This window comes from Pseudomonas sp. TCU-HL1, assembly GCF_001708505.1.
Taxonomy (GTDB): Bacteria; Pseudomonadota; Gammaproteobacteria; order Pseudomonadales; family Pseudomonadaceae; genus Metapseudomonas.
Window position 1 is genome coordinate 2552036 of record NZ_CP015992.1, and the last position, 25593, is coordinate 2577628.

Consider the following 25593-nt stretch of genomic DNA (forward strand, 5'->3'; position numbering starts at 1 on the left):
TGCCTATGAAGCTCCAGCAACTGCGCTACATCTGGGAAGTGGCGCACCACGACCTGAACGTGTCCGCCACTGCACAAAGCCTGTATACCTCGCAGCCGGGCATCAGCAAGCAGATTCGCTTGCTGGAAGACGAGCTGGGGGTCGAGGTTTTCGCTCGTAGCGGCAAACACCTCACCCGCGTGACCCCTGCTGGCGAGCGCATCATCACCACGGCCGGCGAGATCCTGCGCAAGGTTGAAAGCATCAAGCAGATCGCCCAGGAGTTCTCCAACGAGAAGAAGGGCACCCTGTCCATCGCCACCACCCACACCCAGGCGCGCTACGCATTGCCGCCGGTGATCGGTGGCTTCATCAAGCAATACCCCGACGTCGCCCTGCACATGCACCAGGGCACGCCGATGCAGATCGCCGAAATGGCCGCCGACGGTACTGTCGATTTCGCCATCGCTACCGAAGCTTTGGAGCTCTTCGGTGATCTGGTGATGATGCCGTGCTACCGCTGGAACCGCTGCGTCATCGTTCCCCAGGGACACCCGCTGGCCAAGCTGCCGAAGCTGACCCTCGAAGCCCTGGCTGAACATCCCATCGTGACCTACGTATTCGGCTTCACCGGTCGTTCCAAGCTCGACGAGGCCTTCAGTCATCGTGGCCTGACGCCCAAGGTGGTGTTCACCGCCGCCGACGCTGACGTGATCAAGACTTATGTGCGCCTGGGGCTCGGCGTGGGCATCGTGGCCAAGATGGCGGTAGACACCAAGCTCGACAGCGACCTGGTGGTGCTCGATGCCAGCGAGCTGTTCGAGTCCAGTGTGACCAAGATCGGCTTCCGTCGTGGCACCTTCCTGCGCGGTTTCATGTGCGACTTCATCGAGAAGTTCGCTCCGCACCTGACCCGTGATATGCAGGCCAGGGCCATCCAGTGCCATAACAAGGCAGAGCTGGATGAGCTGTTCCACGGCGTGGAGCTGCCGACTTACTGATGCGTTCCCCGACAAGAAGAAACCCGGCGATGGCCGGGTTTTCTGTCTGGGTAGGGTGCACTGTGCGCACCGGCTTTCGAATTCTTCGGACAGGGCCCTAGCGCCTGGCCGGCGCACCCTACGGTCCTGCACGAGGGGTGGAGCTCAGAGTCGGTCGAGGCCGTCGCGGTTGGCCAGGCCCTTGAGTTGAGCCACTTCGTCATCCGGGGCGGCGGGAGTGTGCGGGGGCGCTTGCAGTACATCGCGGACAAGGGCGAGGAATACCCTGTACACCTGCTCCCGGCCATCGTCGTGCCGTACCACGAAGAAGGGCGCGGTATCCACGCCGTAATGCTGGGCCGCCATCCAGCCGGCACTGGCCGGGTTGCGCTCGTCGGCCACCAGGATGCGGTCGATCCTGTCCAGGTAGCCGCCGCGCTCCAGGCGTTCCATCACATCCCGGCATTTGCGGCAGTCCTGGCCATCGGCCAGGACTTTCTTCACCAGGGTGATGCGCATCGGCTCAGGCCTTGCTGATCAGGTTGCCGGCGTGCAGCCCGCATTCCTTCTGCGTGGCTTCCTCCCACCACCAGCGGCCTTCGCGCTCGTGCTGGTTCGGCAGCACCGGGCGGGTGCACGGCTCGCAGCCGATGCTGATGAAGCCGCGCTCATGCAGCGGGTTGTAGGGAACTTCCAGCATGCGGATGTAGGCCCAGACTTCTTCGCTGGTCATCTGTGCCAGTGGGTTGAACTTGTACAGCGGATTTTCCGGGGTGGAGAAAGCGCCATCCAGTTCCAGTGCGGCCACCTGGGAGCGCGTGCCCGGGCTCTGATCGCGGCGTTGGCCGGTAGCCCAGGCCTTGACGGTGGCAAGCTTGCGCTTGAGCGGCTCGATCTTGCGGATGCCGCAGCACTCGCCGTGGCCATCCTTGAAGAAGCTGAACAGGCCCTTTTCCTTGACGAAGGGTTCCAGCAGTCGCGGGTCCGGCGACAGCACCTCGATGGCGATGCCATAGTGCTCGCGCACCTGCTCGATGAAGCGGTAGGTCTCCGGGTGCAGGCGACCGGTATCCAGGCTGAACACCTTGACGTTCTTGTTCAGCTTCCAGGCCATGTCCACCAGCACCACGTCTTCGGCACCGCTGAAGGAGATCCACAGCTCGTCGCCGAAATGCTCGAAGGCCAGTTTGAGAATGTCCTGGGGGGACTTGTTGGCGTAGGCTGCCGCCAGTTCGGCGACGTCGAAGGGTTGGCTCATCAGGCAGGCTTCCTTTTATGGGGGGCGCTGGGCGCGCTCTATGGCGCGCATTTTAGCAAAGCAGAGTTATGCCCCTAAATAACCTTGAGGAAGCATCACTGCTTGCGATGGTTATAAGTGCTGCATTGCGCCGTCCTGGGCTAGTCGCTAGAGTGCCGCCTCCAATCACAAAAGCCATGCGGGGAAATCGCTCGTGGAAATCGCCTGTCTCGACCTTGAAGGTGTACTGGTTCCGGAAATCTGGATCGCATTCGCGGAAAAAACCGGAATCGACGCGCTGAAGGCGACCACCCGGGACATCCCGGACTACGACGTGCTGATGAAGCAGCGCCTGCGCATCCTCGACGAGCATGGCCTGAAGCTCTCCGACATCCAGGAAGTGATCGCCACCCTGAAGCCCCTGGAAGGTGCCGTCGAGTTCGTCGACTGGCTGCGCGAGCGCTTCCAGGTGGTCATCCTTTCCGACACCTTCTACGAGTTCTCCCAGCCGCTGATGCGTCAGCTCGGTTTCCCGACGCTGCTGTGCCACCGCCTGATTACCGACGAGACCGATCGCGTGGTGGACTACCAGCTGCGCCAGAAAGACCCCAAGCGCCAGTCCGTCCTCGCCTTCAAGAGCCTCTACTACCGCGTGATCGCCGCAGGCGACTCCTACAACGACACGACCATGCTCAGCGAAGCCCACGCCGGTATCCTGTTCCATGCGCCGGAGAACGTGATCCGCGAGTTCCCGCAGTTCCCGGCGGTGCACACCTTTGAGGACCTCAAGCGCGAGTTCATCAAGGCCTCCAGCCGTCAGCTGAGCCTCTGAGAGTCCCGCCCATGAAAAAGCCCGCGATAGCGGGCTTTCTCGTTTTTGCTCCCCTCTCCCACTGGGAGAGGGGCCGGGGGTGAGGGGCTGTTTGCTGGCTCGGTGCCGGTCCGTTTCGCGAATGAATTCGCTCCCACAAGGTTTACTCCCCCAACCCCTCCAGTGTCTGCATCAGCACCTTCACCTTGGTGATGGACTCCCGGTATTCCTCCTGCCAGTCGGAGTCGGCGACGATGCCGCCGCCGCCCCAGCAGCTGGCCTGTCCGTCCTTCACCAGCACGGTGCGGATGGCGATGGAGCTGTCCAGCTCGCCGCGCACATCCAGGTAGAGCAGGGACCCGCAATAGATCGAGCGGCGCGTGGGTTCCAGCTCGTCGATGATCTGCATGGCGCGGATTTTCGGCGCACCGGTGATGGAGCCTCCGGGGAAACTGCCGGTGATCAGGTCCAGCGCATCCTTATCTGCGGCCAGGCGGCCGGTGATGGCGCTGACCAGATGGTGCACGTTGGGGTAGCTCTCCAGGGCAAAGAGCTCCGGCACCTTGACCGAACCGATGGCGCAGCTGCGGCCCAGGTCGTTGCGCAGCAGGTCGACGATCATCAGGTTTTCCGCGCGGTCCTTGCGGCTGGCCAGCAGCTCGTCCGCCTGGGCGCGGTCTTCTTCCGGGGTCTGGCCACGGGGGCGGGTGCCCTTGATCGGGCGGGTTTCCACCTGACCCTCGCTGACCTTGATGAAGCGCTCCGGCGACAGGCTGAGGATGGCGCCCCCATCGTTCAACGCCTGATAGCCGGCGAATGGCGTCGGGCAGGCCGCACGCAATGCCTGGTAGGCGGACCAGGGGTCGCCTTCGCAGGGGGCCTGGAAGCGCTGGGTAAAATTCACCTGATAGCAGTCGCCGGCCTGGATATACGCCTGCACCCGTTCGATGGCGTTGCGGTACTGGGTCTGGTCCAGGTTGGCCCGGAAGGGCGCCAGCAGGCGGAACGGAGCGGATGCCGATTCGGCAGGCTCGCTGAACAGGGCGATCAGGCGTGCGCGCTCGGCTTGCGCAAGGCTGGGGTGGAACACCAGCTGGCTGGTGCGCAGTTGATGATCGCTGACTAGCGCCCAGGCATAGAGGCCCAACTTGGCGTCAGGCAATTCGAGGTCGTCGATGGCTGCTTCCGGCAACTGTTCCACCCGGCGGCCGAAGTCGTAGGCCAGATAGCCGACCAGTCCGCCGACGAACGGCAGTTCGATTCCCACAGGCAGGCCGGCCTCGCCCAGGCTGGCCAGAGCCTTCCGCAGGCGCTGAGCGAAGTCGTTGGCCGATTCGCCCTGCACCGGCGCAAGTTCTGCCAATGGCCAAGCGCTGAATAGGTCATAGCGTCCACGCGTGGCCACCGGGCGGCCAGCATCGAGCAGCACGGCACCGGGCGCCTGACGGACCCGCTTGAAGCGTTCGCAGGGCGATTCGTGATACGGAAGGGTGTGCAAATGGCAGTCAGGCATAGGGGCGCGCGGGCTGGGAGCAGGAGCGGATTCTAGTCCGCCTGTAGCGTCGATCCTAGAGCCTTTTCCGAAGTTTACGAGGGAAAAGCATTCTGATACTTATGTACCAATCCCACGGGCATATATGCCTGTTCCACAACGATAACGATATAGGGATTCAGGCAGTGGACGCAGTTCTCAACCCCGCAGCCGGTAGCCGTCAGCGCTCCAAACTCGTGACCCCGCAGGCATCTGCCGATTACCTGCCAAGACCCCAGGTCCAGGCGGCCCTGGCCGCTCATCCTCATGCTCGCCTCCTGCTGTTCTCGGCCCCCGCCGGGTTTGGCAAGACCACCGCCCTCGCAGCCCTGGCCGAGCAACGTCGCGCTGCCGGCAGCGCAGTGGCCTGGTTTTCCCTTGAAGCCGAGGATGACGATCCCGCGCGCTTCTTCCCGCAATTGATCAAGACCCTCGGTGAAGCCGTGCCCGGCGTCGGTGACTACGCCCGTGGCTACCTGCAGAACACCATGCAGGTGCCGGTGAACGCCGTGCTGGAAAGCCTGCTGGTGGACCTTGCCCGGCTCAACGGGCCGGTTCTGCTGGTGCTGGATGACCTGCACCTGCTCAAAGACCCGGAGCTGTTTTCCGCCCTCGGCCGCCTGGTGCGCCTGGCTCCTGCCAGCTTCAGCCTGGCCGTCGGCAGCCGCTCCCTGCCGCCGCTCAGCCTGGCCACCCTGCGTGCCAAGGGCTGGCTGCTGGAGATCGGCCTCGATGAGCTGCGCCTGACCGCCGAAGAAACCCGTGATTACCTCGTCCGTACCGGCCTGCAACTGGATGATGCCGTATTGGCGGCGTTGCACAGCCATACCGAAGGGTGGGCGATAGGCGTCCAGCTGGCGAGCCTGTGGTTGCGCCACCAGCCTCAGGCCACCGGACAGATCGAGAGCCTGGGCAGTGACCAGGCCACGGTCGGCCAATACCTGCTGGCCAGTGTCTTCGAACAGCTGCCGGCCGACTTGCAGGACGCCTTGCTGGCCCTGGGGATCGCCAGCCAGCTCAGCGGCGACCTGGCCAATGCGCTGACCGGTCGCCCGGATGGTCAGGCGCTGTTGGAACGACTGGAAACCATGCAGCTGTTCCTCTTGCCACTGGACCGCGAGCGCCAGTGGTATCGCTTCCATCACTTGTTCGCCGACTTCCTGCGCAGCCGCCTCAAGGCCTGCGACCCGGAGCGCCTCAAGCAGCTGCACTTCAATGCCAGTCTCTGGTTCACCAATCACCACATGCAGAACCTGGCCATCGAGCACGCCAGCCTCGCAGAGGACCCGGAAATGCTCGCGGCCCTGGTGGACGGTTGCGGCCTGGAACTGATCAATCGCGGCCAGCTCAACAAGATCTACCGCTGGCGACAGAAAGTGCCGGATGACATTGCCGAACGTTACCCGACGCTGATCCTGGCGGACGTCTGGAACCGCGCCATGGAAATGGCCCTGCCGGAAGCCAACCAGATGCTCGACGAGCTGCTGGCCCGTTGGGGTGGGACTCGTGCTGAGTCCCAATTGAGCGACAAGTACCTGGCTACCCTGGCGGTCAAGGCGGCCATCGCCCTGCAGAAGGATGACCTGGACCTCTGCGTATCCATTGCCCGCCGGGTGGAGGTCCAGCTCGGACGCAACCAGGCATTCCTCGAGGTCGCCATCCTGGTGATCGGCGCCATGGCCCTGGTGATCCTGGCCCAGCCGGACCAGGCCCGTCGCCTGCTGGCCCTGGCCCAGCAGCGCAATCACTTCCTCGAAGGCCGTTACCTGGACATGCAACTGGCCAACGTGGAAATCCTCCTTTCCCTTGAGCAGGGCCAGTTGAAGCAGGCGCATCTGCTTTATGAGCAGATGCGCGCCCAGGTCACGCCGCATCTGGGCGAGAAATCCCGCGCCATGGCCCTGCCGGTCATCGTCGAATCCCTGATCGCTTACCAGCAAGGCCGCCTGGAGGGGCTGGAAGAACGCCTCGGCACCGCGCTGAGCCACATCGACGTCATTCGGCCAATCGACATCTATGCCCAGGGCATGCTGTTCCTGGCACGCATTCAGCGCATGCGGGACAAGCCCAGGGAGGCCCAGGCAACACTGGTCCTGATGCAGAACCTGGCCGCGCGCAACCAGTCCTGGCGCTTCTATGCGCGGGCCGTGGCCGATGAGATTTCCCTGCTCCTCCAGGAACCCGGCACCGACCGCCTCAAGCGCGCCGAGCAACGCTTCAAGAGTGTGGACTGGAACAAACTGGCCGGTGGCGGCAGCCAGCACGGCGCCAACTCGACGCTCTGGGTGCAGGGGCTGATTCGCGTGCGCCTGCAACAGGCCCGTGGCCACTTCAGTGAAGCCCTGCACGAAATCACCCAGTTGCGCGGCAAGCTCCTGCCCAACTGGCATGGCCTGCAACGCCTGCGCTTGGACCTGCTGGCGGCCCTCAGCTACCAGCGCCTGGGTTACCAGGAACGGGCCCAGAGCCTGCTGGTGCAGTGCCTGCTTTGTGCCGAGCGCGAAGGCGCGCGCAGCCTGTTCATCGAAGAAGGCGAAGCCATTCGCCAATTGCTCCAGCAGCTGGAGTCGGCAGAACGCCAGCCCGCCTTGCAGGGGTTCATCCGTGGCCTGCTGGCGATCTGGCCCGGCCAGGACGCACGCAAATCCCAGGATGTGCTCGAAGAAGGCCTGACCGACCGCGAACGTGAAGTGGTCTGCCTGGCCGCCAAGGGAATGTCCAACGAAGAGATCGGTCAGCAGCTCGCCCTGGCGCTGGGGACCGTCAAATGGCACCTGCACAACATCTACGAAAAGCTCAAGGTGCGTAACCGGACCCAGGCGATCCGGCGTACCCGCGAGCTGGGGCTGCTCGAACCATGACCGACCTCTGCCTGTCTCTCCCGCACCAGATTCCCTTGTTGCGCACCAAGCTGTTTCCGGCCGACGCCGGCGGCCGCTCGGTGTTGCCGCGCCGGGCCCTGATCGAGCGCCTGCATACTGCGCGAGCGCGCCGCGTGCTGGTGCTCAGTGCCCCGGCCGGTTTCGGCAAGAGCACCATACTCAGCCTGTTCCGCCAGCACCTGCAGGCGGAAGGGGCGCACGTTGCCTGGCTCTCCTGTGATGAGGCCGACAGTGAACCGCAGCGCTTGCTGCAGTACCTGGTCGCCGCCGTGGATGCCGCCTTGCCTGGCTTCGGTGGCAACACCGTCGGGCTGCTGCAGGGGGATGTGAACTGGCCCATCGAAGCGGTGATCGACGCCTTCGTCGGCGACCTCAAGCGCATCGACGGTGAGCTCTACCTGATGCTCGATGACTTCCATCGCATCCGTCATGCGGCCCTGGACCAGGGCGCTCGCTACCTGATCGAAAACCTGCCGTCCCATGTCCATCTGGTCAGCAGCACCCGCTTCACACCGCGCCTGTCGTTCGGCGAGGCCGAGTCGCTGCTGCTGAACGCCGAAGACCTGCGGCTCACGCTTGAGGAAACCGAAGCCTACTTCCGGGAAGTGCATCAGCTGCCGCTGTCCAGCAGCGAAGTGCGCCAGCTCCATGCCCGTACCGAGGGTTGGATCACGGCACTGCACCTGGCCAGCCTGGCGTTGGCCCGGCATCCCGACCGCGCGGCGTTCCTGGCCAGCCTCAGCGGGACCGAACGCAACATCGCCGACTACCTGACCGAAGACGTACTCGACAGCTTGCCCGAAGCGTTGCGACAGTTCCTCGACCAGACCTCGGTGCTGGACGAATTCTGCGCCGACCTGTGCAACGCCCTGACCGGGCGACGGGATGGCCTCGACATGCTCATGCGCCTGCAGCGCGAGCAGTTGTTCATTATCCCGCTGGACGAGCAGGGCGAGTGGTTCCGTTACCACCATCTGTTCGCCGAGTACCTGCAGGGCCGGCTGGCGCGCCAGACCGATGCGGCAACACTGCTGCACGCGGCGGCGCGCTGGTGCGAAGGGCACGACCTGCCCGACCGTGCCATCAAGTACGCGCTGCGCGGCCGCGATTTTGCCTTTGCCGCCGAACTGCTGGAGCGCCAGGGCGCGAGGCTGATTGCCGGTAACCGGGTCTACGGCATCCTGTCCATGCTCAAGGGCGTGCCCGCCGAGGTTATTCGCGAGCACCCCGTGTTCCAGATTTTCTACGCCTGGCAACTGGCCTTCGAGCAACGCTTCGCCGAATCCGAAGCGCTGATCGAGGAAGTCAGCAACCGCCTGCTGCAAGGGCGTGGCAAGGTGATCCATTTCGGTCTGGGCGAACTGCTGGCCGCCTCCCAGGTGCTCAAGGCTCTGGTGATGCTCTACCAGGACAAGCTGGAGGCCTGTCTCAAGGTGGCCCGCCAGTGGTTGGCCATGGTGCCGGACAACCAGCCGGTGTTCCGCGCCAGTCTCGCCTGCGTGCAGGCCGCGGCCTATGCGTTGATGGGCGAGTTTGGCGAAGCTGCCAGGGCCATCGCCGTCGCCCGTGACAACCTCAAGCGGGTGGACAGCGAATACCTGCATGTGATGACCAGCCTGATCGAGGCGCTGATCTGCAAAGAAAGTGGAGAGCTGGAGCGTGGTCGCGCCATTGCCGAAACCGCGCGTGCCCGCGTGGAGCGAGTGTTCGGTCGCCGCAGCCGGGTAGGCGGGCCGCTGGCTCTGGCTTACGCCGACCTGCTGTATGAGCAGGATCGCCAGGCCGCGATCCTCGCCGAACTGCCCCTGGCCACCACCTGGCGCGACGTGGCGACCCCGGTCGAGTTGATCAGTCGCGGTCAACTGGTGATGGCGCGTGCGCGATTCTTTGCCGGCGAAGCGGAGCAGGCGCTGGTCCAGCTCGACGAATGGCTGGATGGCCTGCAGGGCGCCGGCTACGAACGGGTCTTCGCCCATGGCATGGCGTGCAAGGTGCAGTTTCTGTTGTGGATGCGTCGGCCCAACGAAGCCGAGCGCATCTGCCTGCAATTGCAGCAGCATCTGGCCGTGCTGCCGCTGGCGCGCTATTCCGATGCCCACACGGTGCTGGCCCTCACCGAAGCGCGCCTGGCCCTGACCGAGCGGCGCCCCGAGCGGGCCCAGGCCAGTCTGGAGAGTTGCCTGGCACGGCAGCAGGACGAACACCAGCGCGACCGTCGCCTGCGCCTGTCGCTGTTACTTTCTGTGGCGTATTGGCGCAGAGGTAACAGCGAAAAAGCCTTCGCCCTGTTCCAGAACACCCTGGAAGAGGCCTGGAGCCGGGGCTACCGTCGGCTGTTCCAGGATGACGCACTCTGGTTGTTGCCGCTCTGGGACGCCTGGCGCACCGCCGAGCCCAAGCGTGCGGGGGCTTGGCAGGGGGTTGCCGAAAGTCTGCGCGAGCAGTGCCGCCGCCTTGCCGTTGACCCGGAAACTTTTGATGAAAATCAGGATGTTAGTCATCGCGAGCGGGAAATCCTGCGCTATGTCGCTGCCGGCCTTTCCAACCGCGATATCGCCCAGGCGGTGCACCTGTCCGAAGCCACCATCAAGTGGCACCTGCACAACCTGTTCGCCAAGCTCGGGGTGCGCAGCCGGACCCAGGCGGTATTGAAAGGCAAGAGCCTGGGCCTCTTGAGCGAGGCCTGAGGTGGGGAGCCCCATTGCCCTCCATCCCTTGGATGGGCTGGCAGCGGAGGAGGGGCTCAGTAGTTTTGTTCCCAGGTCGAGAAGCATGGTGCTTCACGAATCCTCGCCGGCCGCGACTAAGGAAGCAGCGTCCGGCCTGGAGATCGGCGTGAGCCGGTCCAGCTGCCGATGACAGGAGTCGACGGCACGCCCTGGGGCAACCCACCTGTGAACTTTGGAGATAAAAAGAATGAAAAGCTTCAAACAACTGGCTCTGGCCGCTGCTGTACTCGCCGCTCCGTTCATGGCCCAGGCCGACCTCAAGGCCATGGACGATTCCGCTCTGTCCGGTGTGACCGGCCAGGACGGCATCAGCATCTCGGGTAGCTTCAACGGCTCCATCGGCAGCATCGTCTACACCGACACTGAAACCAGTGGCACCACCACCACCGCCGGCACCCTGCGTCTGGAAACCGTGTCCTTCACCGGCTTTGACATCCTCGACAGCGATCCGCTGAAGATCGACGTGATCGACGGTGGCGCTGGCGGCAACGACAAACTGCAGATCAGCCTGCCGGCGATCACCGGCCAGCTCTCGGTGGGCGCCATCCGCGTGGGCGACGCCAGTGCCGCCAGCATCGGCTCCCTGGCCGTCAACGGCATGAACATGTCCGGCTCCACCCTCAAGGTCTGGGGCCACTGACAGCCGCGTTTATCCTGTAACCCGGAAAGCCCCGTCGCCCCTTCGGCGGGGCCTTTCCCCGCAACGAGTCGAGTAGTCGGAACGGCAATGATCGAAATCCTGGTTGGCAGTTTGCTGGGTCTGTTCGGCTTCACCCAGGCGGTGGATACCAAGCCGCAGCCGCAAGGCTCGGTGAATATCAGCCAGCCGCTCTCGCCCAATGGCCCCTATCGCGAAACCGCGATGGTCGAGCCGATGAGCCAGTTGCAGTTCCGCAACGTCATCCGCCAGGCATACGACTACAGCTGCGGCTCTGCCGCGCTGACCAGCCTGCTGGACTACTACCTGGGCCGGAACCTGGAAGAACGCCAGGTGATGGAAGGCCTGCTGCGCTACGGCGAAGCCGACAAGATCGTCGAGCGTCGTGGCTTCTCGCTGCTGGACATGAAGCGCTTCGTCAGTGCGCTGGGTTACAAGAGCGGCGGCTTCCGTGCCGAGTTCGCCGACCTCGACGCCCTGGAACACCCGGCCATCGTTCCGATCCACTATGGCGGCTTCAAGCATTTCGTGGTGGTGCGCGACGTCTACAACGACCACGTATTCGTCGCGGACCCCGCACTTGGCAACATCAGTTTCACCCGTACCCGTTTCGAGGAAATCTGGGACCAGAACGTCCTCTTCGTGATCTTCCCCTCGGGCAATGAACCGCAGAACGCCATGGCCCTCACCGAGCGCGACCTGCGCCTGGTGGACGACCGCATCGTCAGCCTGCTGGCGTTCCAGGAGTTTCCGCAGATCACCAAATTCACCCAGAACGAAATTGACGAACTGGGTTCGGGGGGCGATATCCGCTACATCCGTCGCAAGTGACACCCGCTCATAACAAGAAAGACCTGGGGATAGCACCATGGGACCAAGGGAATACGCATGGCTGGCCATGCTGGTGCTCTGTACCAGTCTGCCGCTGCATGCCGAGGAAGCCTCGGTGGACGACGCGCGTGATGCGCTGAGCAAGAAGGACGATGACGCCGATAGCGCCAAGGCGCTGGAGGAGGTCTTCCAGGCGTCCGAGAAGAGCTACACGCTCCTGAAGAAGGGCGAGCGCACACTCACCTACGGGGTCGACTATTCGCTGGTGCGCGATACCCAGATCGAAACCTTCCGCACGGGCTCCAACATCTACAGCGTGCTCAGCCAGAGCGAAGCCCAGCACACCTTCACCAACTCCTTCACGTTCGACTATGGCGTGTGGGACAACCTGACCTTCAGCGTGCGCCTGCCCTTCGTCGCCAAGTACGACACCGAGCGCGACCTGAACGTCTACAGCCTGGGCGACATCTCCGCGAGCCTGCGCTGGCAGCCCTGGTCGTCCACCCGTGGCCGCCCGGTCACCACGCTCTTCGCCACCCTCGGCTTGCCCACCGGCGAAAGCCCCTACGACATCAATTCCGAGAACGACCTGTCGACCGGCAACGGCTACTACAGCCTGGGCGTAGGCGCCAACATGTCCTACGTCATCGACCCGGTCGTGCTCTTCGGCTCGGTCGGATACACCTACAACCTGCCGGTGCGCGACATTCACCAGATGCGCGGCGGGCGCATCCTGGAAGACGTGGAGCCGGGCGACACGCTGAACTTCAGCATGGGCTTTGCCTATGCGCTTTCCTACGACGTGTCCCTGGCCACCTCCTACCAGATGGCCTACACGATGAAGCCGACCTACAAGTTCCAGAACGCCAACCTGGAAGGCACCGAGCAGACCAGTTCGATCATGAACTTCTCACTCGGCCTGCGAACGTCGCCGGACTACATCGTCAACATCAACGCCGGCTTCGGTATGACCGAGGATTCTCCGGACGTGCTCCTGGGGCTTTCCGTTCCCCTCGACATCAAAGGCCTCAAGGCCCAGTAACCGGCGAGCGAGCACTTCATGAGCATGCATCTTTCGCCGCTTGCGTGGGCGATTGCCGGGGTCGGCCTGTGCTGGGTGGGCCTGGCGCAGGCGCAACTGGCCAACGACCTGACCATCGGCAACCCCAAGGCCATGGCCATGGGCAACGCCATCACCGCCGACTCTTCCGGGATCGATGCGGTGCACTACAACCCGGCCGCCCTGACCAAGCTCAAGGGTCGCCAGACCACGGTGAAGCTCCTGACCGGGGTGATGGATATCCGCGCCGGGTTCGAAGCACCCGAAGACTACGGCTTCCTCGGCTACGACGACGACCCGGTGGCCAACCGCAGCAGCCGCACCCTGACCCCCGCCATGTACCTGCCCGGCATGGGCGGCATGACCGAGGTGCCGGTGCTGTTTGCGCCACTGGCGGGACTGTCGATCAACCCGCCCGGCTCCAAGTTCACCTTCGCCACCAACGTCTACGCGCCCATGGCCCTGGGCTACTCGCGGGACTCCGACAGCGATCCGGCCCGCTACCAGGGGCGCGAAGTGGCCTTGCAGCGCATCACCTACTTCTCACCCTCGGTGGGTTACCAGGTGAACGACGAACTGGCGCTCGGCCTGTCCATCGGCTTTTCCCACCAGGCCATGGCGCTCAACCAGGACTTCCGCAACCCCGGCTTCCTCACCGGACTGACCCGGCTGTTCAACGAGTTCCTCTGCCTGCCGGGAATGGGGGAAGTGGTGTCGGGCCTGATCAACGTCTGTGGCGGCAAGATCGGCCCCTTCGACACCCTGGCCAACATGGACCTGGACCTGCAGCAGTCGCTTTCGCCGACCTGGAACATCGGTTTTCTCTGGGAGCCCACCGACTGGTTCGCCTGGGGCGCGACCTACCAGAGCGAGGCGCGCATGCACCTTCAAGGCAAGTACCGGGTGGACTACAGCAAGGACTGGCAGGGCTTCTGGTCCGGCCTGCAGTCCTCGCTCTTCGGCCAGGTGCTGAGCCCGCTGTTCCCGCTTGGCAATGTCGACGAGGAAGTCGGCAACGCATCGCTCGACATGACCTACCCGGACAACTTCTCCACCGGCATCAAGCTCGTGCCCTTTGATCGCTGGCAGGTCAACTTCGACCTGAAGTGGAGCGGCTACAGCGACTGGAACGAGTTCGAGATCGAGTTCGACCGCGAGCTGGACCTGCTGCGCATCGCCAAGAACTTCGGCGGCGGCAACGCCACCAGCCACAGCATCATCCTTGACCGCGGCTACCGTGACACCTGGAGCTGGGCGCTCGGCGTGCAGTACCAGTGGACCGACCGGCTGGCGCTGCGCGCCGGCTACGAATGGCGCCCCTCGGCGATTCCCGACGACAAGGCCGACGTGCTCGCGCCCATCGGTGATGCCCACCTGTACGGCCTGGGCCTGGGCTACCGCTGGGACAAGGACACCAACATCGACATCGGCTTCAACTACTTCACCACCCAGCAGAAAACCCGGGCTGACAGCAGTTGCAACCTCAACTGCACCGGTATCGACAACCTGGTCTACAACCCCTACGCGGGCCAGAGCGTCGAGACCTCGGTGAAAGCCTACATCCTGGCCCTGACCTACCAGACGACCTTCTGATGAAAGCGCCCATCCTGTTTATCGCCCTGACTCTTGCCTGCACCACCCAGGCCAGCAGTGGCCGCTACCTGACCTGGATCGACGAGCAGGGCAGGGTGCACAACACCTTCGTCGATACCCGCTACAGCGAGCAGCAGCGCCAGGCCGCCAAACGCATCGCCCAGAGCGACCAGGCGCGCCTCAAGGATGGCGATGGCACGCTCTGGCCCGGCGGCGCCACGGCTGGCGAGAGCAAGCGGCGCTACTTCACCTGGGTGGATGCCAGCGGCAACTTGCAGAACAGCTTCTATGCGGCAGGGCAGGTGGAGTCCGGACAGCGCAACTTCACCTTGCCGAACGGCCAGCGATCGGAGGAATACATCGACTCCGACGTACTCGAAGGGCGCGGCTACTCCCGGCCGGAGCAGGGCGTGGCCTATTTCACCTGGGTCGACGAGCAGGGCCGCACCCACAACTCGCCTGCACCGGCGCGTGGCCGGGACGAAGGACGCGACGCGGAGCGGCCCGGCCCCATTGCCTACACCGAAGCGCGCGAGATGGAGTTCCAGCGCAAGGCCGCAGGCCTGCCAGCTCTGGACGGCCAGCCCACTGCCGCGATGAAGGCCCTGCTGGCGGGCAGCGAAGCGCAGGGTGAGGCGCTCTACCAGAGCCTGGTGGACCGCTGTTGCGGCCAGCTCCCGGACGAAGCCTTCACCGAGGTGTCGACTGCGGAGCCGCGCTATGAGGAGCTGAACAACCTCTCGCCCAGCTTCGACTTTCCCATGGGCCGCAGCTACTACAGCGCCCTCAAGCTGCCGCGTTCCCAGCACAGCTATGGCCTGCGCATCCGCAGTTTCGCCAACCGCCAGGTGGTCTACCCCTCGCTACTCTTCCTCGACGAAGCCAAGCGCCCGACCCGCCTGGTGAGCGACGCCGTCTACCAGCTCCACGGCGAAACCTGGTACCGCTACGCCTTCATCGAAGGCACGGTGCAGGTTCGCGCCAACCAGGGCGAACGCTATGTCCTGCTGTTGACCACGGATGAAGACCGCAGCCTGCAGACGCTGGACAACAAACCCTTCAAACGACCGATGCAGAACCTGGCCCTGAGCGAGTCAGGCATGCAGGTACACGAGCACGGCGACCAGGGCTCGTTCGAACTGGCGATCGTGAAATAACGACGCGAGCCAGCCGGCGAACCGTCCTGTGGGAGCGATTTCAATCGCGACGGACTGCAGCGCAGTCCGCATCCCGGAGCGCCTGCCGGGTTTCGCGAATGAATTCGCTCCCACAAGGACAGGCGCACGGTGCAGGCCCAGCCGCGCTATGCTGGCACCTCCCTGCGACCCGAAACGGATTTCCTGCCATGTCCGACACCCGTGCGCTCTTCACCCGCAATTCCGACGCTTATCGCGCCAACCGGCCCACCTACGACCCCGTCCTGATCGCCTGGCTCAGCCAGCAGGCACCGGACCTGGCGCTAGCCTGGGACTGTGGCTGCGGCAGCGGCCAGGCGACCGTCGATCTGGCCCGGCATTTCCAGCGCGTGGTGGGCACCGATGTGAGTGCGCAGCAACTGGCCAAGGCCGAGCCGGCCGCCAACATCGACTACCGCTGTGAACCGGCGGAGCAGACGTCGCTGGCTAATGCCAGCGTGTCCCTGACCGTGGTGGCGCAGGCGCTGCACTGGTTCGACCTGGAATGTTTCTATGCAGAGGTGCGACGGGTGAGCCGGCCGGGCGGGCTGCTGGCGGTGATCTCCTACAACCTCACGTCGATCACGCCCGAGGTGGATGCGCTGGTCAGCCACCTCTATCACGACATTCTCGGCAGCTACTGGGCCGAAGGGCGCAAGCACGTGGAACAGGGTTATAGGACCCTGCCATTCCCCTTCGAGCGCATCGAGGTGTCGCCCTTTACCCTCGACGCACAGTGGGACCTTGCGCGCCTGCTGGGCTACCTGGAAAGCTGGTCGGCTCTGGCGACCTATCAGGCCACCCACGGCAGCAACCCCCTCGACCCGCTCCGCGAACGCTTCCAGCAAGCCTGGGGCGACCCGGCCAGCATCCGCCGGGTGAGCTGGCCGTTGGTGGTGAATCTGGGCAGAGTGAGCTGACGAGCCTGGGGGCTCATCTGTTGTGGGAGCGAATTCATTCGCGAAGAGGGGGCGCAGCCGACCGGGCTAATCTCCGGCAGGATTGTGTCCTGCATCGCGATTGAAATCGCTCCTACAAATGAACCCCAGCAGCCCTGGCCTCAAGCCGGCAAGCTCGCATCCTTCCCATTGTGCGAGGTGAAATCCACCGACCGGTCCACCATGTTGATCGCCGCCACCAGTTGCTCGGGTTGGGAACGGGCCGAGGCCATGGTCCACTGATCGAAGCGGTCGTTACCGATGCGCACCATGCGGATGTGCGTGGTGCGGTCGGCATCGACCACCGGGTCCGGGTCATAGAAGCCCAGCTTGCGCCGCAGCTTCTCCAGGTCCGCCGGGTCGCCGGTCAGGAACAGCCAGCCCGGCCCCACATGGTGGGACTCGGCGTATTCCCGAAGAACCTCCGGTGTATCCAGCTCTGGCTGCAGGGTAATGGAGTACATGAAGACATCCCGTCCGGCGCGGTCGCCCAGGAGCTTCTGGGTGCCGCGCAGGTTGGAAGTCATGGTGGGGCAGAGGCCGCCGCACAGCGTGTACATCATGTTGAAGGCCACCACCTTGTCGCGCATGAGGTCGTCGTAGAGCTTCACGCGTTTGCCCAGGTGGGTGTAGAGCGCGACGTTGGGGAAGTAGCGGGCGCCGAAGCTGTCGCCTTCGGCGTACTCCGGCTCAGGGGCGCCCCAGGGGCGAGCGACTAGGCCACTACCCAGCGCGGCCAGGCCTGCGGCAGCCACACCGGCGCCGAACAGCAGGTTTCTGCGAGTGTTCATCTGGCATCTCCAGTCACGATCGAAGGTTGGCTGTGGCTCAGCTGACGCCGCACCCGGCTGGCGGTTCGGGCGGTGTGTCGTCCTCGATGTCCCAGCGCAACATCATGCCGTGGTCCTCGTGGATCACGTTGTGGCAGTGCATGACGTACTTGCCGGTGAAATCGCGGAAGCGCATGAACACCCTGACCGCCTCGTTCTTGCCGAGCACATAGACGTCCTTGCGCCCTCGTTCGTGTTCCGGAATGGCCACGGGCAGGCCGTTGACCGTTTTGCTGAGGATGCGGCCTTCCTCGAAGTGAATATGCACCGGGTGCTGCCAACCGCCGCTCTCGTTGACCAGTTCCCAGATCTCGCACTCGCCCTTGCCGATCTTGGCGCTGGTGTCGAGGATGTTTTCCGGCTTGCCGTTCACCGCCCATTCGCCGCCCTTGCGGTCGAACACCCAGCGGCGCACCTTGGCCTGCGCGATCTCTTCATCGCACAGCGGGCGCAACGGGCGCAGCACGTCAGGCACCTGGCTGAGGTCCTGCTCCGGCGGGTCACGATCCACCAGCAGCTTGAGCACCTTGGTGCCGGAGCCGCTCACGTTGTCCGGCCCCTTGGTGGTGTCCTGGATCAGGCGGTTGGTGAGGAACAGCTGGGTGCCGATGGGGTACCTGGAGAAGTCCACCACCAGGTCGGCCCGCTCGGCGACGCCCAGATGCACCTTGCCCATATTGCGAATGGGCGCGGGCAGCAGGTTGCCGTCGTTGGCAATGTAGGTGAAGGTCTGCGCCTTGCCCTTGCTGTCGTTCAGGTAGAACTCATAGAAGCGCGACGGGCCGGCATTCAGCAGGCGCAGGCGGTATTTGCGCCGGGCCACACGCAGCACTGGCTCGATCTTGCCGTTGACCAGCGTCTTGTCGCCCAAGGTGCCGTCGGGGCTGAAACGGTCGAATACGAGCTGGCCCTTCGAGTCAAAGCGCATGTCGTTGAAGCTCAGCATGTAGTCGTACGGGAAGCTGGGCAGGCGCAGGGCTTCGGGGCTCGGGTCCTTCTCGTCGCCGGAATCCAGGTGGTCGAATAGGACGTAGAAGCCGAACATCCCGCGTACCACGTTTTGCGACGTGGCCTGCCAGGTGTGGTCGTGGAACCACAGGGTGCCGAGCGCCTCGCGGTAGTCGCCGATGCCGTTCTGCATTTCATCCAGGCCGGCGTAGACGTTGGGGTAGAAGTGGTCCTTGTACTCGCCCTTGTAGTCCAGGGTCAGGCCCTGCTTGTTGGCACTGAAGAAGTCACCGGGGAAACCGTCACTTTCCGAGGGGCAGTGCAAGTTGTGCAGGTGCACCGAGATATAGGGCACCCCAACACCCTTGTGATCCTTGGGCAGCTTGCAGTGGAAGCGGCAGAGCACCGGCTGGCCGTAGCGGGCGAAGATGATCGGGCTGAAGCTCTCCGGCGTGGAATCGGCCGCGCGGTAGCTCCAGACCTTGATTTCCGGCAGGTCCGGGTGAGCCTTCCATGGACGTTCCACCACGTTGATTTCATAAAGGGTCGGATTGGCGCCCAACTGGTCGTAGCGCTGGTGCGGCTTGCGACCGCATTCGCCGTGCTCGGCGTCGGCGTTGGCGGTTGGGGCGACTACCTGCACGCCGTCGGAGCCATGGAGAACGCCGACCGGGTTCAGCGGGCTCATCTGGTTGGGCAGGAACTCCTTCCAGGGCCTGGTTCTCGGGCTGGGGACATCGGTGGTGTCGCTATCCTTGGCCTGGCTGTCGCTTTCCGCGAGCAGCAAGGGCAACGCGCTGGCGGCAGCGGACCATTTGAGGAACGAGCGGCGGTTGGCGTTATCGAGGGCGAGTTCGGGTTGGTGGGTGGCGTCGTCCGTGGACAGGCTGGCGACGAGTGGGGCTCCCTTGAATCTCAAGCGACTGATCTTCACGGCTGCGGTCCTCCACAGCTTGATGGACGGTGAGATTTTTCGATCGCTCTAACCAATTCAGGAGCACCTCGAACCGGTCGGCCTTTTGGGCTCTGTCGTGATTGCCGGTGGGAGGAGGGTGCAGCGCTCTCGAAACAGGTTGAAACAAACGTATAGGAGGCAATGCCTGCGTGCCATCATCCGGATAGATGAAAACGGGCCTTGCGGACTGGCGGCCGAAGCAGGGATACGAGCGGTATGAAAGTACAAACATATTAATGACTTAGTGCGGCAAAACCTTGGCGTTACTGGTCCGCTTGAAAGTTGACACTGTGCAGGAGGATGCATGCAGCAGATTTCACGGTTCGCCGTCGTCGAGGGCCTGGATGCGGAGCGCCAGTTGCTGGACCGCGTCCAGCGTGGCGAGCGGGAGTGCGGGCTGCTGATGTGGCGGCCGAATGAGGCGGCACTGGTGATGCCCCAGCGCATGAGCCGGCTGGCGGGCTTTTCCGCCGCCGAAGCGGACTGCGTTGCCCTGGGTTGGCCCATCGCCCTGCGCGACAGCGGTGGCGAGCCGGTGCCGCAGTCGCCGGCCGTGCTCAATGTCGCCCTGGCATATGCCTTGCCACCGAAGGAAAGCGAACTGACCCGCATCGAGAGCGCCTACCTGCGTCTGTGCCAGCCCATGCTCGACTGGCTGGCCGGCATGGGGCTGGAAGGCGGGCTGGGCGAGGTGGACGGCGCCTTCTGCGACGGCCGCTACAACGTCACCGTCGCGGCACGCAAGCTGGTGGGCACCGCCCAGCGCTGGCGTCGCCGCCGCGAAGACGGTCGCCATGTGGTGCTGGCCCACGGTGCCGTGCTGATGGAAAACCAGCGCGAGCCCATGGTCGAAGTGGTGAACACCTTCTATCAGGGGTGCGGCCTGGACGATCGCGTCCGTGCCAGCAGCCATATCGCCCTGGATGAATCCGTGGGGCAGGTGTGGCATCGCCTGGAGCCGCTGCGCGAATGCTACCGCCGGACGCTGGCCGACGCCGGATTGGTACTGGATTGAGAGGGGTGGAGAAGAGAACCGTTGATCACTAAATGGAACTGATTCACATTTGTGAGCAGATATTGCTTGACCGAACAATGAGAATCATTATTATTCCAACCACTGGCCTCGCGGCCAGCTGGATAAGCTGACAAGCCCAGATTTCGGACTCATCAGATTATCTCCTCATCAGGCTAATCACGGTTATTGACCCGGCAAATTGCCGGGTCTTTTTTTGCGATTTCTGTCCCTGAATGCCAGTGCAACGTCTGGCACGGAAACGCTCCCTCTCCCGCTGGGAGAGGGTTGGGGTGAGGGCGCCGGTCCGTCGCGAATGAATTCGCTCCCACAAGCACCCTACGGCAGTTGCCACCTCAAACGGCAGCGATCAATGCCCCTTCGCCTTCCTGATGCGCAGGAATATCCCGCCGAGAATCAACGCCACCACCGGCGTCAGCACGAAAATCGCCGTTCTCGGCGAGACCTGCAGCCCTAGGGTGTGCAGGCCGCCGTAGAACAACTTGAACAGGCTCAGCAGGTAGTAGCTGATGGCGATGATCGACAGGCCTTCCACGGCCTTCTGGATCTTGATCTGGGTATCGGCGCGGGCATTCAGGCTGCGCAGGATCTCGGAGTTCTGTTCTTCCACTTCCACCTGGACCCGCGCCTGCAGCAGATCGCCCAGGTTGGCGACGCTTTGCCCCAGGCGAACCAGGCGCTGGTCTGTGGCGACGCAGTAGCGAACCGTGGGACGGAAGCGGCGTTCGATGAACACCCCCAGGCGCTGGCAATCGCCAACGTGGGATTCGCGCAGTTCGGTGATGCGCTCGAAGACGATCTGCGCATAGGCCTCGGTGGCGCTGAAGCGCTGGCGGGTACGTGCGGTACTGCGGACGATGCGCGCGGAGAGTGCGGCAATGTCGGCCGACAGGGTCTTGGCGCTGCTCTTGCCCTCGGCGTTGCGGTCGGAAAGGGCGGCCAGTGCCTTGTCGTACTCCTTCAACTGCAGGCTCACCGCCTGGGCGACCGGCAGGGTGAGCGAGGCCATCATCCGGTAGGTCTCGATTTCCAGCAGGCGACGGATCATCCGGCCCAGGCGATAGGCATTGAGCCGGCGATTGACCAGCAGGATGCGGTTCACACCCTCTTCGGTCAGGCGGAAGTCCGACCAGGCGATGGCATCGCCGCCGCCCAGGGTGGAACCCGAAGGGTCCTTGAAGCCATAGGCCGACGTCTCGCCAGCCCAGTTCGCCTCGGACTCCACCAGCACCTGGTCGGCATTGATCAGTAAGTGGCGGTGGTCGGCCACCAGGCTTTCCAGCACCTCGGGCAGGGGCGGCCAGAAGGCGTCGCCCGGTGCGCGCGGCACCACCAGGGTCAGGGTGAAGAATTCCGTGTGGCGCTCCCATTTCAGGGTGTTCTCGCCCATCCGCAGCAGACCCTGGGAACCATTGCTCGCCAGCGGTGCATCGGCAGCCTGGTTGAGGCGTTCGACCAGGGCATCGCAGACATCCTCGGCATCGGCGAAGGCGAAGTGATAGACGTTGGCCGGATCCTGGAAATAGATCGACGGGCGCGAGTGCAACTCGTTGTGCAGGGCTTTGCGAAGTGGGTGCATGGAGACTTCTGCGGGCAGGTAGGTTTTTCTGAATGACGCGGCCTGCCCGGGCGTCGGTCACACCCGTTGTTGCGGAAGGCTGGAGTGCCACCGACCAGTCGGGGCGGGTAGCTCCTCAGGTCGGTGGCGACGGGAAGTGGCGGCGAAGCCGCCTGGGGACGCTCCTGAGTCTTGTGGACTCCTAGGCGCTGAACTGCTGCATCAGCCCTTGCTGATGATTGGCCAACTCATTGAGCTGACGACTGACCTGGGCGGACTGCTCGGCCTGGCCGGACAGCGACTCGGTCACGTCGCGAATGGCCTCGACGTTTCGATTGATCTCTTCTGCGACGCTGCTTTGCTCTTCGGCGGCACTTGCAATCTGCAAATTCATCTCGGTGATCAGGTTAACGGCATCGCTGATGCGCTCCAGCGCCGCGACCGCCTGCTGCACCTGACTGACGTTGTCCTGGGCCAGGCCGTGGCTGCCCTGCATGGCCTGGGTCACGTCGCGGGTACCGCCTCGGCAGCCCCCGGTCGAAGCTGATGCCGCACTTGGTATAACCCTCTCCCCCGGCCCCTCTCCCTGAAGAGGAGAGGGGGGACTCCCGGCTCACCTTCGGCGCGGTCCCGCAGCAACGGCCCGAGTTGGCCTTCGTACGCGGGTTGAGGGCAAAAAAAGTTTCATCGCGCTTTCCCGGGGAAGGCGGCCTTGATTTTCAGGAAGAAGTACGCCGAGTCCCGGAAGCCATAGGGGCCACCCAACGACAGGAGCTGTAATGAGCCAGGAAATCGTTCGCCAAGGGGATATGACGGACCACGGTGGCGTGGTCACCCAGGGCTTTCCCAACACCGACCTCAACGGCCGTCCCATCGCCGGCGTTGGTCACATGGTGGCTTGCCCCAAGTGCAAGGGAGTCTTCCCCATCGTGGAAGGCAGCGCCACCTAAGATGTCGGCGGTACGCCGGTGGCCCTGCACGGCATGAAGACCGCCTGTGGAGCCAGTCTGATTACCAGTGGTTCGAAGGGCAGCGTGGGGTGGGGCTGCGGCGAGTGGGGAGGCGCAGCCGCGCCCGCCCGCTATCGGAAGGCTTTTCCTGCTCGTCAACCAGAAAGTTCTTATTTGGAGCCCGTGCTGTCGTCAATAGGGGAACGCGTCGCTCTCCGCCCCATCGCCGTCGATGGCGTCTACGATGTGGTGTTCATCCACAAGACCCTGCGCCAAGTCGACTTGAGGCCGGGCAAGACATGATCATCAACCCGTTGCCCATGTCTCCCGACAAGCGTTACCCATCTGTCCCGGCTGAACACATGGCGCACCCTACTTCTGGGCACGGTGGCGGAGATCAGCCCTTATCATCCAGCTCTGCCAGCCGGTAGCCCACGCCGTGGATGGTGTGCAGCAGCGGCCGGGTGAAGGGTTTGTCGAGCACCTGGCGCAGTTGGTGGATATGGCTGCGCAGGCTGTCGCTGTCCGGACAGTTGTCGCCCCACAGGGCCTCTTCCAGCACTTCGCGACGGACCACCGCCGGGCTCTTGCGCATGAGGGTTGTGAGCAGCTTGTGGCCGATGGGGTTGAGCTTCAGGGTCTGGCCGGAGCGGGTGGCTTCCAGGGTGTCGAGGTCGTAGCTGAGGTCGGAAACCTGCAGACGGGATTTGCGTCCGCCATGGCTGCGGCGCACCACGGCTTCGATGCGCGCCACCAGCTCGGAGAGGGCGAAGGGCTTGACCAGGTAGTCGTCGGCACCGGATCTCAGCCCGGCCAGCCGGTCCTCCAGGGTGTCGCGGGCGGTGAGCATGATGATCGGCGTATCGCGCCGGGCATCCTGGCGCAGCCGGGTGCACAGTTGCAGCCCGTCGATGCCTGGCAGCATGAGGTCGAGGACGATCAGGTCGTAGTGCTGGGTGGTGGCCAGATGCAGGCCGGACAGGCCGTCCTGGGCACAGTCGACGCCGTAACCCTTGAGCTGGAGGTAGTCCAGGACGTTGGCGAGGATGTCGCGATTGTCTTCGATGATCAGTATTCGCACAGCGTGCCCTCTGTCCGGCGCCCCGGCGCCTTTGATGTTTTTTTCACAAGCCCTTTACCCGTTGCTCACACAGGCGGGGGCAGACTGCGGCGGTCCTACCTGAACAAGGCCATCACGATGCCCCACTCGCGCCCCTTCAACTTCCTGCTCTGGAGCAGCCTGCCGCTGGCGGCCATGGCGCTCTTGCTGTTTCTCGATACACCCCGGATCGATTTCGCCCTGGCCCATCTGTTCTACGACCCGCAAGGCGGATTCATCGGTCGTCACAGCGCCTTCCTGGAAGACGTGCTGCACGATCGCGCCAAGCAGGTGGTGATCCTGCTCGGTGTGTTGGCCGTGGCCGGATTCCTCGCCAGCCTGTTGCCCACCCGCCTGCGCCAGTGGCGCCGTCCGCTGGGCTACCTGGTGCTCGCCCTGGGGCTGTCGACGGCCATCGTCACGCCGCTCAAGGCGGTTACCGCCGTGCAGTGCCCCTGGAGCCTGGCGGAGTTCGGCGGTGTCGAACCCTACTCGCCGCTGCTCGGCCATCACCCTTATTTCGACAAGCCCGGCCGTTGCTGGCCCGGTGGCCACGCTTCGGCGGGTTTCTCCCTGCTGGCACTGTTCTTCGTCCTGCGTGACCGCCGGCCGCGCCTGGCACGGGTGGCCCTGGTGGGCGCACTGACGCTGGGGACGGTGTTCTCCATCGGGCGCATGATGCAGGGCGCGCATTTCCTTTCTCACAATGTCTGGACGCTGCTGTTCGACTGGATGATCTGCCTGGCCTGCTACCGCCTGGTGCTCTATCGCCCGGCGCCACTGGTGGTGCCGGGCACGTCGGAGCGGCAGCTGGAGGTCAGTTCTTCCTGAAGCGATAGAAGAGGTTGGGTTCGCTTACGACATAGAGCGTGCCCTGGTCATCAAGGGTCAGGCCTTCGGCCTGGCCCGCGCTTTCCTTCAGGTCGCCGAGGTGCCCGAGCAGGGTGCGGAAGCTGACCATCTCGCCGTTCTCGCCCAGTTCGATCACCAGCTTCGACTCATGACTGAGCACCAGCAAATGGCCGGTCCTGGCGTCGTAGTGCAGGTCGGAAATGTCCTTGGCAAATACGCTGCGCTCGATCCAGTCGGAGAGGTCCTGCACCTTGATCTGCAGCTTCCCGGCCAGGCTCGCCTTGATTCCGGTAATTGCGAATAGCTGGCGCGGGTTGCGTTCCTTGGCGACGAACAGGCGGTCGTGGGCGGCGTCGTAGGCCACGCCTTCGAAGCCCTTGTTGTGGGCACTGGAGGTGAGCGCGAGGGCGACGGTCTGGGCGTCGTGCTTGTCGATGGCCTGGCCCGGTCGTTCAGGAAGGCGGAAGAACACCAGTTGCTGCTGAACCTCGTCCGCAACCGCGACCAGGCCGTCGCCCATGTAGGCCAGACCTTCTACGTCCTCGAAGCCGACCAGCGGGTACTGCGCGGTGATGCGGCCGTCGCGGTCCATTTCCACCAGCTTGATCGGGACGGCGTTGGTCACCGCCAGCAGCCGCTTGCGGTCCGGCGCGAAGTCGATAGCCGACAGGTCGTCATCGATGCCCGCCACGGGGCGTGCTTCGATTTCCACCTGGTAGTCCGGCAGCCAGACGCTGCGGCCTGCCCAGGCATCAGCGTTCAGGTGGCTGGTCAGGTAGAACCAGGCGCGTTCATGCCAGTAGAACTTTCCGCAGGCCAGCCCGGCCAGTAGCAGGGCGGCCAGCACCAGGCCCCAGAGGCTGAACGTTCTCAGTCGGTGCGCTGGCTTGATCTTCAATTTGTTGTGGTCAACGGCACTGTTCATCAGGGGTCCTGTTTCGCGGGCGAACGCCTCACGTGAACC

Annotated in this window: 20 protein-coding genes and 2 pseudogenes; 13 read left to right on the forward strand and 9 right to left on the reverse strand. The window is 64.0% G+C overall.

The annotated features are described in order from the left end of the window. Positions 1-5 precede the first annotated feature (5 nt). Positions 6-980, forward strand: a complete 975-nt coding sequence (gene cysB / locus THL1_RS11830; protein ID WP_069083450.1) for an HTH-type transcriptional regulator CysB — start codon at positions 6-8, stop codon at positions 978-980. A gap of 144 nt (positions 981-1124) precedes the next feature. Here the strand turns inward: cysB and THL1_RS11835 are convergent, their stop codons facing one another. Both THL1_RS11835 and THL1_RS11840 read right to left on the reverse strand, forming a co-directional pair. After that, positions 1125-1478 carry a hypothetical protein gene (locus THL1_RS11835; RefSeq protein WP_069083451.1) on the reverse strand — a complete coding sequence of 118 codons (354 nt, stop codon included), beginning with the start codon at positions 1476-1478 and terminating at the stop codon, positions 1125-1127. Positions 1479-1482: 4 nt separating this feature from the next. After that, positions 1483-2217 carry a phosphoadenylyl-sulfate reductase gene (locus tag THL1_RS11840; RefSeq protein ID WP_069083452.1) on the reverse strand — a complete coding sequence of 245 codons (735 nt, stop codon included), beginning with the start codon at positions 2215-2217 and terminating at the stop codon, positions 1483-1485. 193 nt (positions 2218-2410) lie between these two features. Between THL1_RS11840 and thrH the strand changes: the two genes are divergently transcribed. Then, on the forward strand, positions 2411-3028 hold the full coding sequence (gene thrH, locus THL1_RS11845; RefSeq protein ID WP_069083453.1) for a bifunctional phosphoserine phosphatase/homoserine phosphotransferase ThrH: 618 nt from the start codon (positions 2411-2413) through the stop codon (positions 3026-3028). Between the two features lie 142 nt (positions 3029-3170). On the opposite strand, the gene pabB is transcribed toward thrH, so the two are convergent. Further along, positions 3171-4520, reverse strand: a complete 1350-nt coding sequence (gene pabB, locus THL1_RS11850) for an aminodeoxychorismate synthase component I (protein ID WP_069083454.1) — start codon at positions 4518-4520, stop codon at positions 3171-3173. Between the two features lie 164 nt (positions 4521-4684). Here pabB and THL1_RS11855 point away from each other — a divergent pair, with 164 nt between their 5' ends. The 8 genes from THL1_RS11855 to THL1_RS11890 all read left to right on the forward strand — a co-directional run bounded on the left by THL1_RS11855 (position 4685) and on the right by THL1_RS11890 (position 16386). Then, a complete protein-coding gene (locus THL1_RS11855) occupies positions 4685-7399 on the forward strand; it encodes a LuxR C-terminal-related transcriptional regulator (protein ID WP_237234791.1) in 2715 nt (904 codons plus the stop codon). After that, positions 7396-10107: a helix-turn-helix transcriptional regulator gene (locus THL1_RS11860; protein WP_069083455.1), complete on the forward strand. Its 2712-nt coding sequence runs from the start codon at positions 7396-7398 to the stop codon at positions 10105-10107. Before THL1_RS11855 ends, THL1_RS11860 begins: the two co-directional genes overlap by 4 nt. A 229-nt stretch (positions 10108-10336) precedes the next feature. Next, positions 10337-10789, forward strand: coding sequence for a DUF6160 family protein (locus tag THL1_RS11865; protein ID WP_069083456.1), 453 nt, complete (start codon positions 10337-10339; stop codon positions 10787-10789). A gap of 87 nt (positions 10790-10876) precedes the next feature. Continuing rightward, positions 10877-11638, forward strand: coding sequence for a C39 family peptidase (locus THL1_RS11870; protein WP_069083457.1), 762 nt, complete (start codon positions 10877-10879; stop codon positions 11636-11638). A gap of 37 nt (positions 11639-11675) precedes the next feature. Further along, positions 11676-12680, forward strand: a complete 1005-nt coding sequence (locus THL1_RS11875; RefSeq protein ID WP_069083458.1) for a transporter — start codon at positions 11676-11678, stop codon at positions 12678-12680. Between the two features lie 18 nt (positions 12681-12698). Continuing rightward, positions 12699-14291: an outer membrane protein transport protein gene (locus THL1_RS11880; protein WP_145928288.1), complete on the forward strand. Its 1593-nt coding sequence runs from the start codon at positions 12699-12701 to the stop codon at positions 14289-14291. Then, positions 14291-15448, forward strand: a complete 1158-nt coding sequence (locus THL1_RS11885; RefSeq protein ID WP_069083459.1) for a MalM family protein — start codon at positions 14291-14293, stop codon at positions 15446-15448. The genes THL1_RS11880 and THL1_RS11885 overlap by 1 nt, the downstream gene beginning before the upstream one ends. Before the next feature lie 188 nt (positions 15449-15636). After that, positions 15637-16386 carry a class I SAM-dependent methyltransferase gene (locus THL1_RS11890; RefSeq protein ID WP_069083460.1) on the forward strand — a complete coding sequence of 250 codons (750 nt, stop codon included), beginning with the start codon at positions 15637-15639 and terminating at the stop codon, positions 16384-16386. A 140-nt stretch (positions 16387-16526) separates the two neighbouring features. Here the strand turns inward: THL1_RS11890 and THL1_RS11895 are convergent, their stop codons facing one another. Together THL1_RS11895 and THL1_RS11900 are read right to left on the reverse strand one after the other, a co-directional pair. After that, a complete protein-coding gene (locus THL1_RS11895; protein ID WP_069083461.1) occupies positions 16527-17195 on the reverse strand; it encodes an SCO family protein in 669 nt (222 codons plus the stop codon). A gap of 37 nt (positions 17196-17232) precedes the next feature. Continuing rightward, positions 17233-19116 (reverse strand): multicopper oxidase family protein, encoded by a 1884-nt coding sequence (locus THL1_RS11900; protein WP_083245867.1) that lies wholly within the window; start codon positions 19114-19116, stop codon positions 17233-17235. A 325-nt stretch (positions 19117-19441) separates the two neighbouring features. On the opposite strand from THL1_RS11900, the gene THL1_RS11905 reads away from it, so the two are divergent. Continuing rightward, the gene (locus THL1_RS11905) at positions 19442-20152 is read left to right on the forward strand and encodes a lipoyl protein ligase domain-containing protein (protein ID WP_069083462.1); all 711 of its coding nucleotides are present in this window, start codon (positions 19442-19444) and stop codon (positions 20150-20152) included. Between the two features lie 367 nt (positions 20153-20519). On the opposite strand, the gene THL1_RS11910 is transcribed toward THL1_RS11905, so the two are convergent. Next, positions 20520-21749: a DUF3422 domain-containing protein gene (locus THL1_RS11910; protein ID WP_069083463.1), complete on the reverse strand. Its 1230-nt coding sequence runs from the start codon at positions 21747-21749 to the stop codon at positions 20520-20522. Between the two features lie 181 nt (positions 21750-21930). Next, positions 21931-22260 (reverse strand): annotated as a pseudogene (locus THL1_RS11915) (chemotaxis protein); the annotation flags it as partial. Positions 22261-22507: 247 nt separating this feature from the next. Here THL1_RS11915 and THL1_RS30615 point away from each other — a divergent pair. Then, positions 22508-22762 (forward strand): annotated as a pseudogene (locus THL1_RS30615) (PAAR domain-containing protein); the annotation flags it as partial. Between the two features lie 313 nt (positions 22763-23075). On the opposite strand, the gene THL1_RS11925 reads toward THL1_RS30615, so the two are convergent. After that, a complete protein-coding gene (locus THL1_RS11925; RefSeq protein WP_069083465.1) occupies positions 23076-23759 on the reverse strand; it encodes a response regulator transcription factor in 684 nt (227 codons plus the stop codon). 117 nt (positions 23760-23876) lie between these two features. Here THL1_RS11925 and THL1_RS11930 point away from each other — a divergent pair, with 117 nt between their 5' ends. Further along, entirely contained in the window at positions 23877-24608 is a 732-nt protein-coding gene (locus tag THL1_RS11930; RefSeq protein WP_069083466.1) for a phosphatase PAP2 family protein, read from the forward strand. Here THL1_RS11930 and THL1_RS11935 read toward each other — a convergent pair. Further along, on the reverse strand, positions 24595-25554 hold the full coding sequence (locus tag THL1_RS11935) for an SdiA-regulated domain-containing protein (RefSeq protein WP_237234792.1): 960 nt from the start codon (positions 25552-25554) through the stop codon (positions 24595-24597). The two genes, THL1_RS11930 and THL1_RS11935, sit on opposite strands and share 14 nt — an antisense overlap. Between the last annotated feature and the right edge of the window lie 39 nt (positions 25555-25593).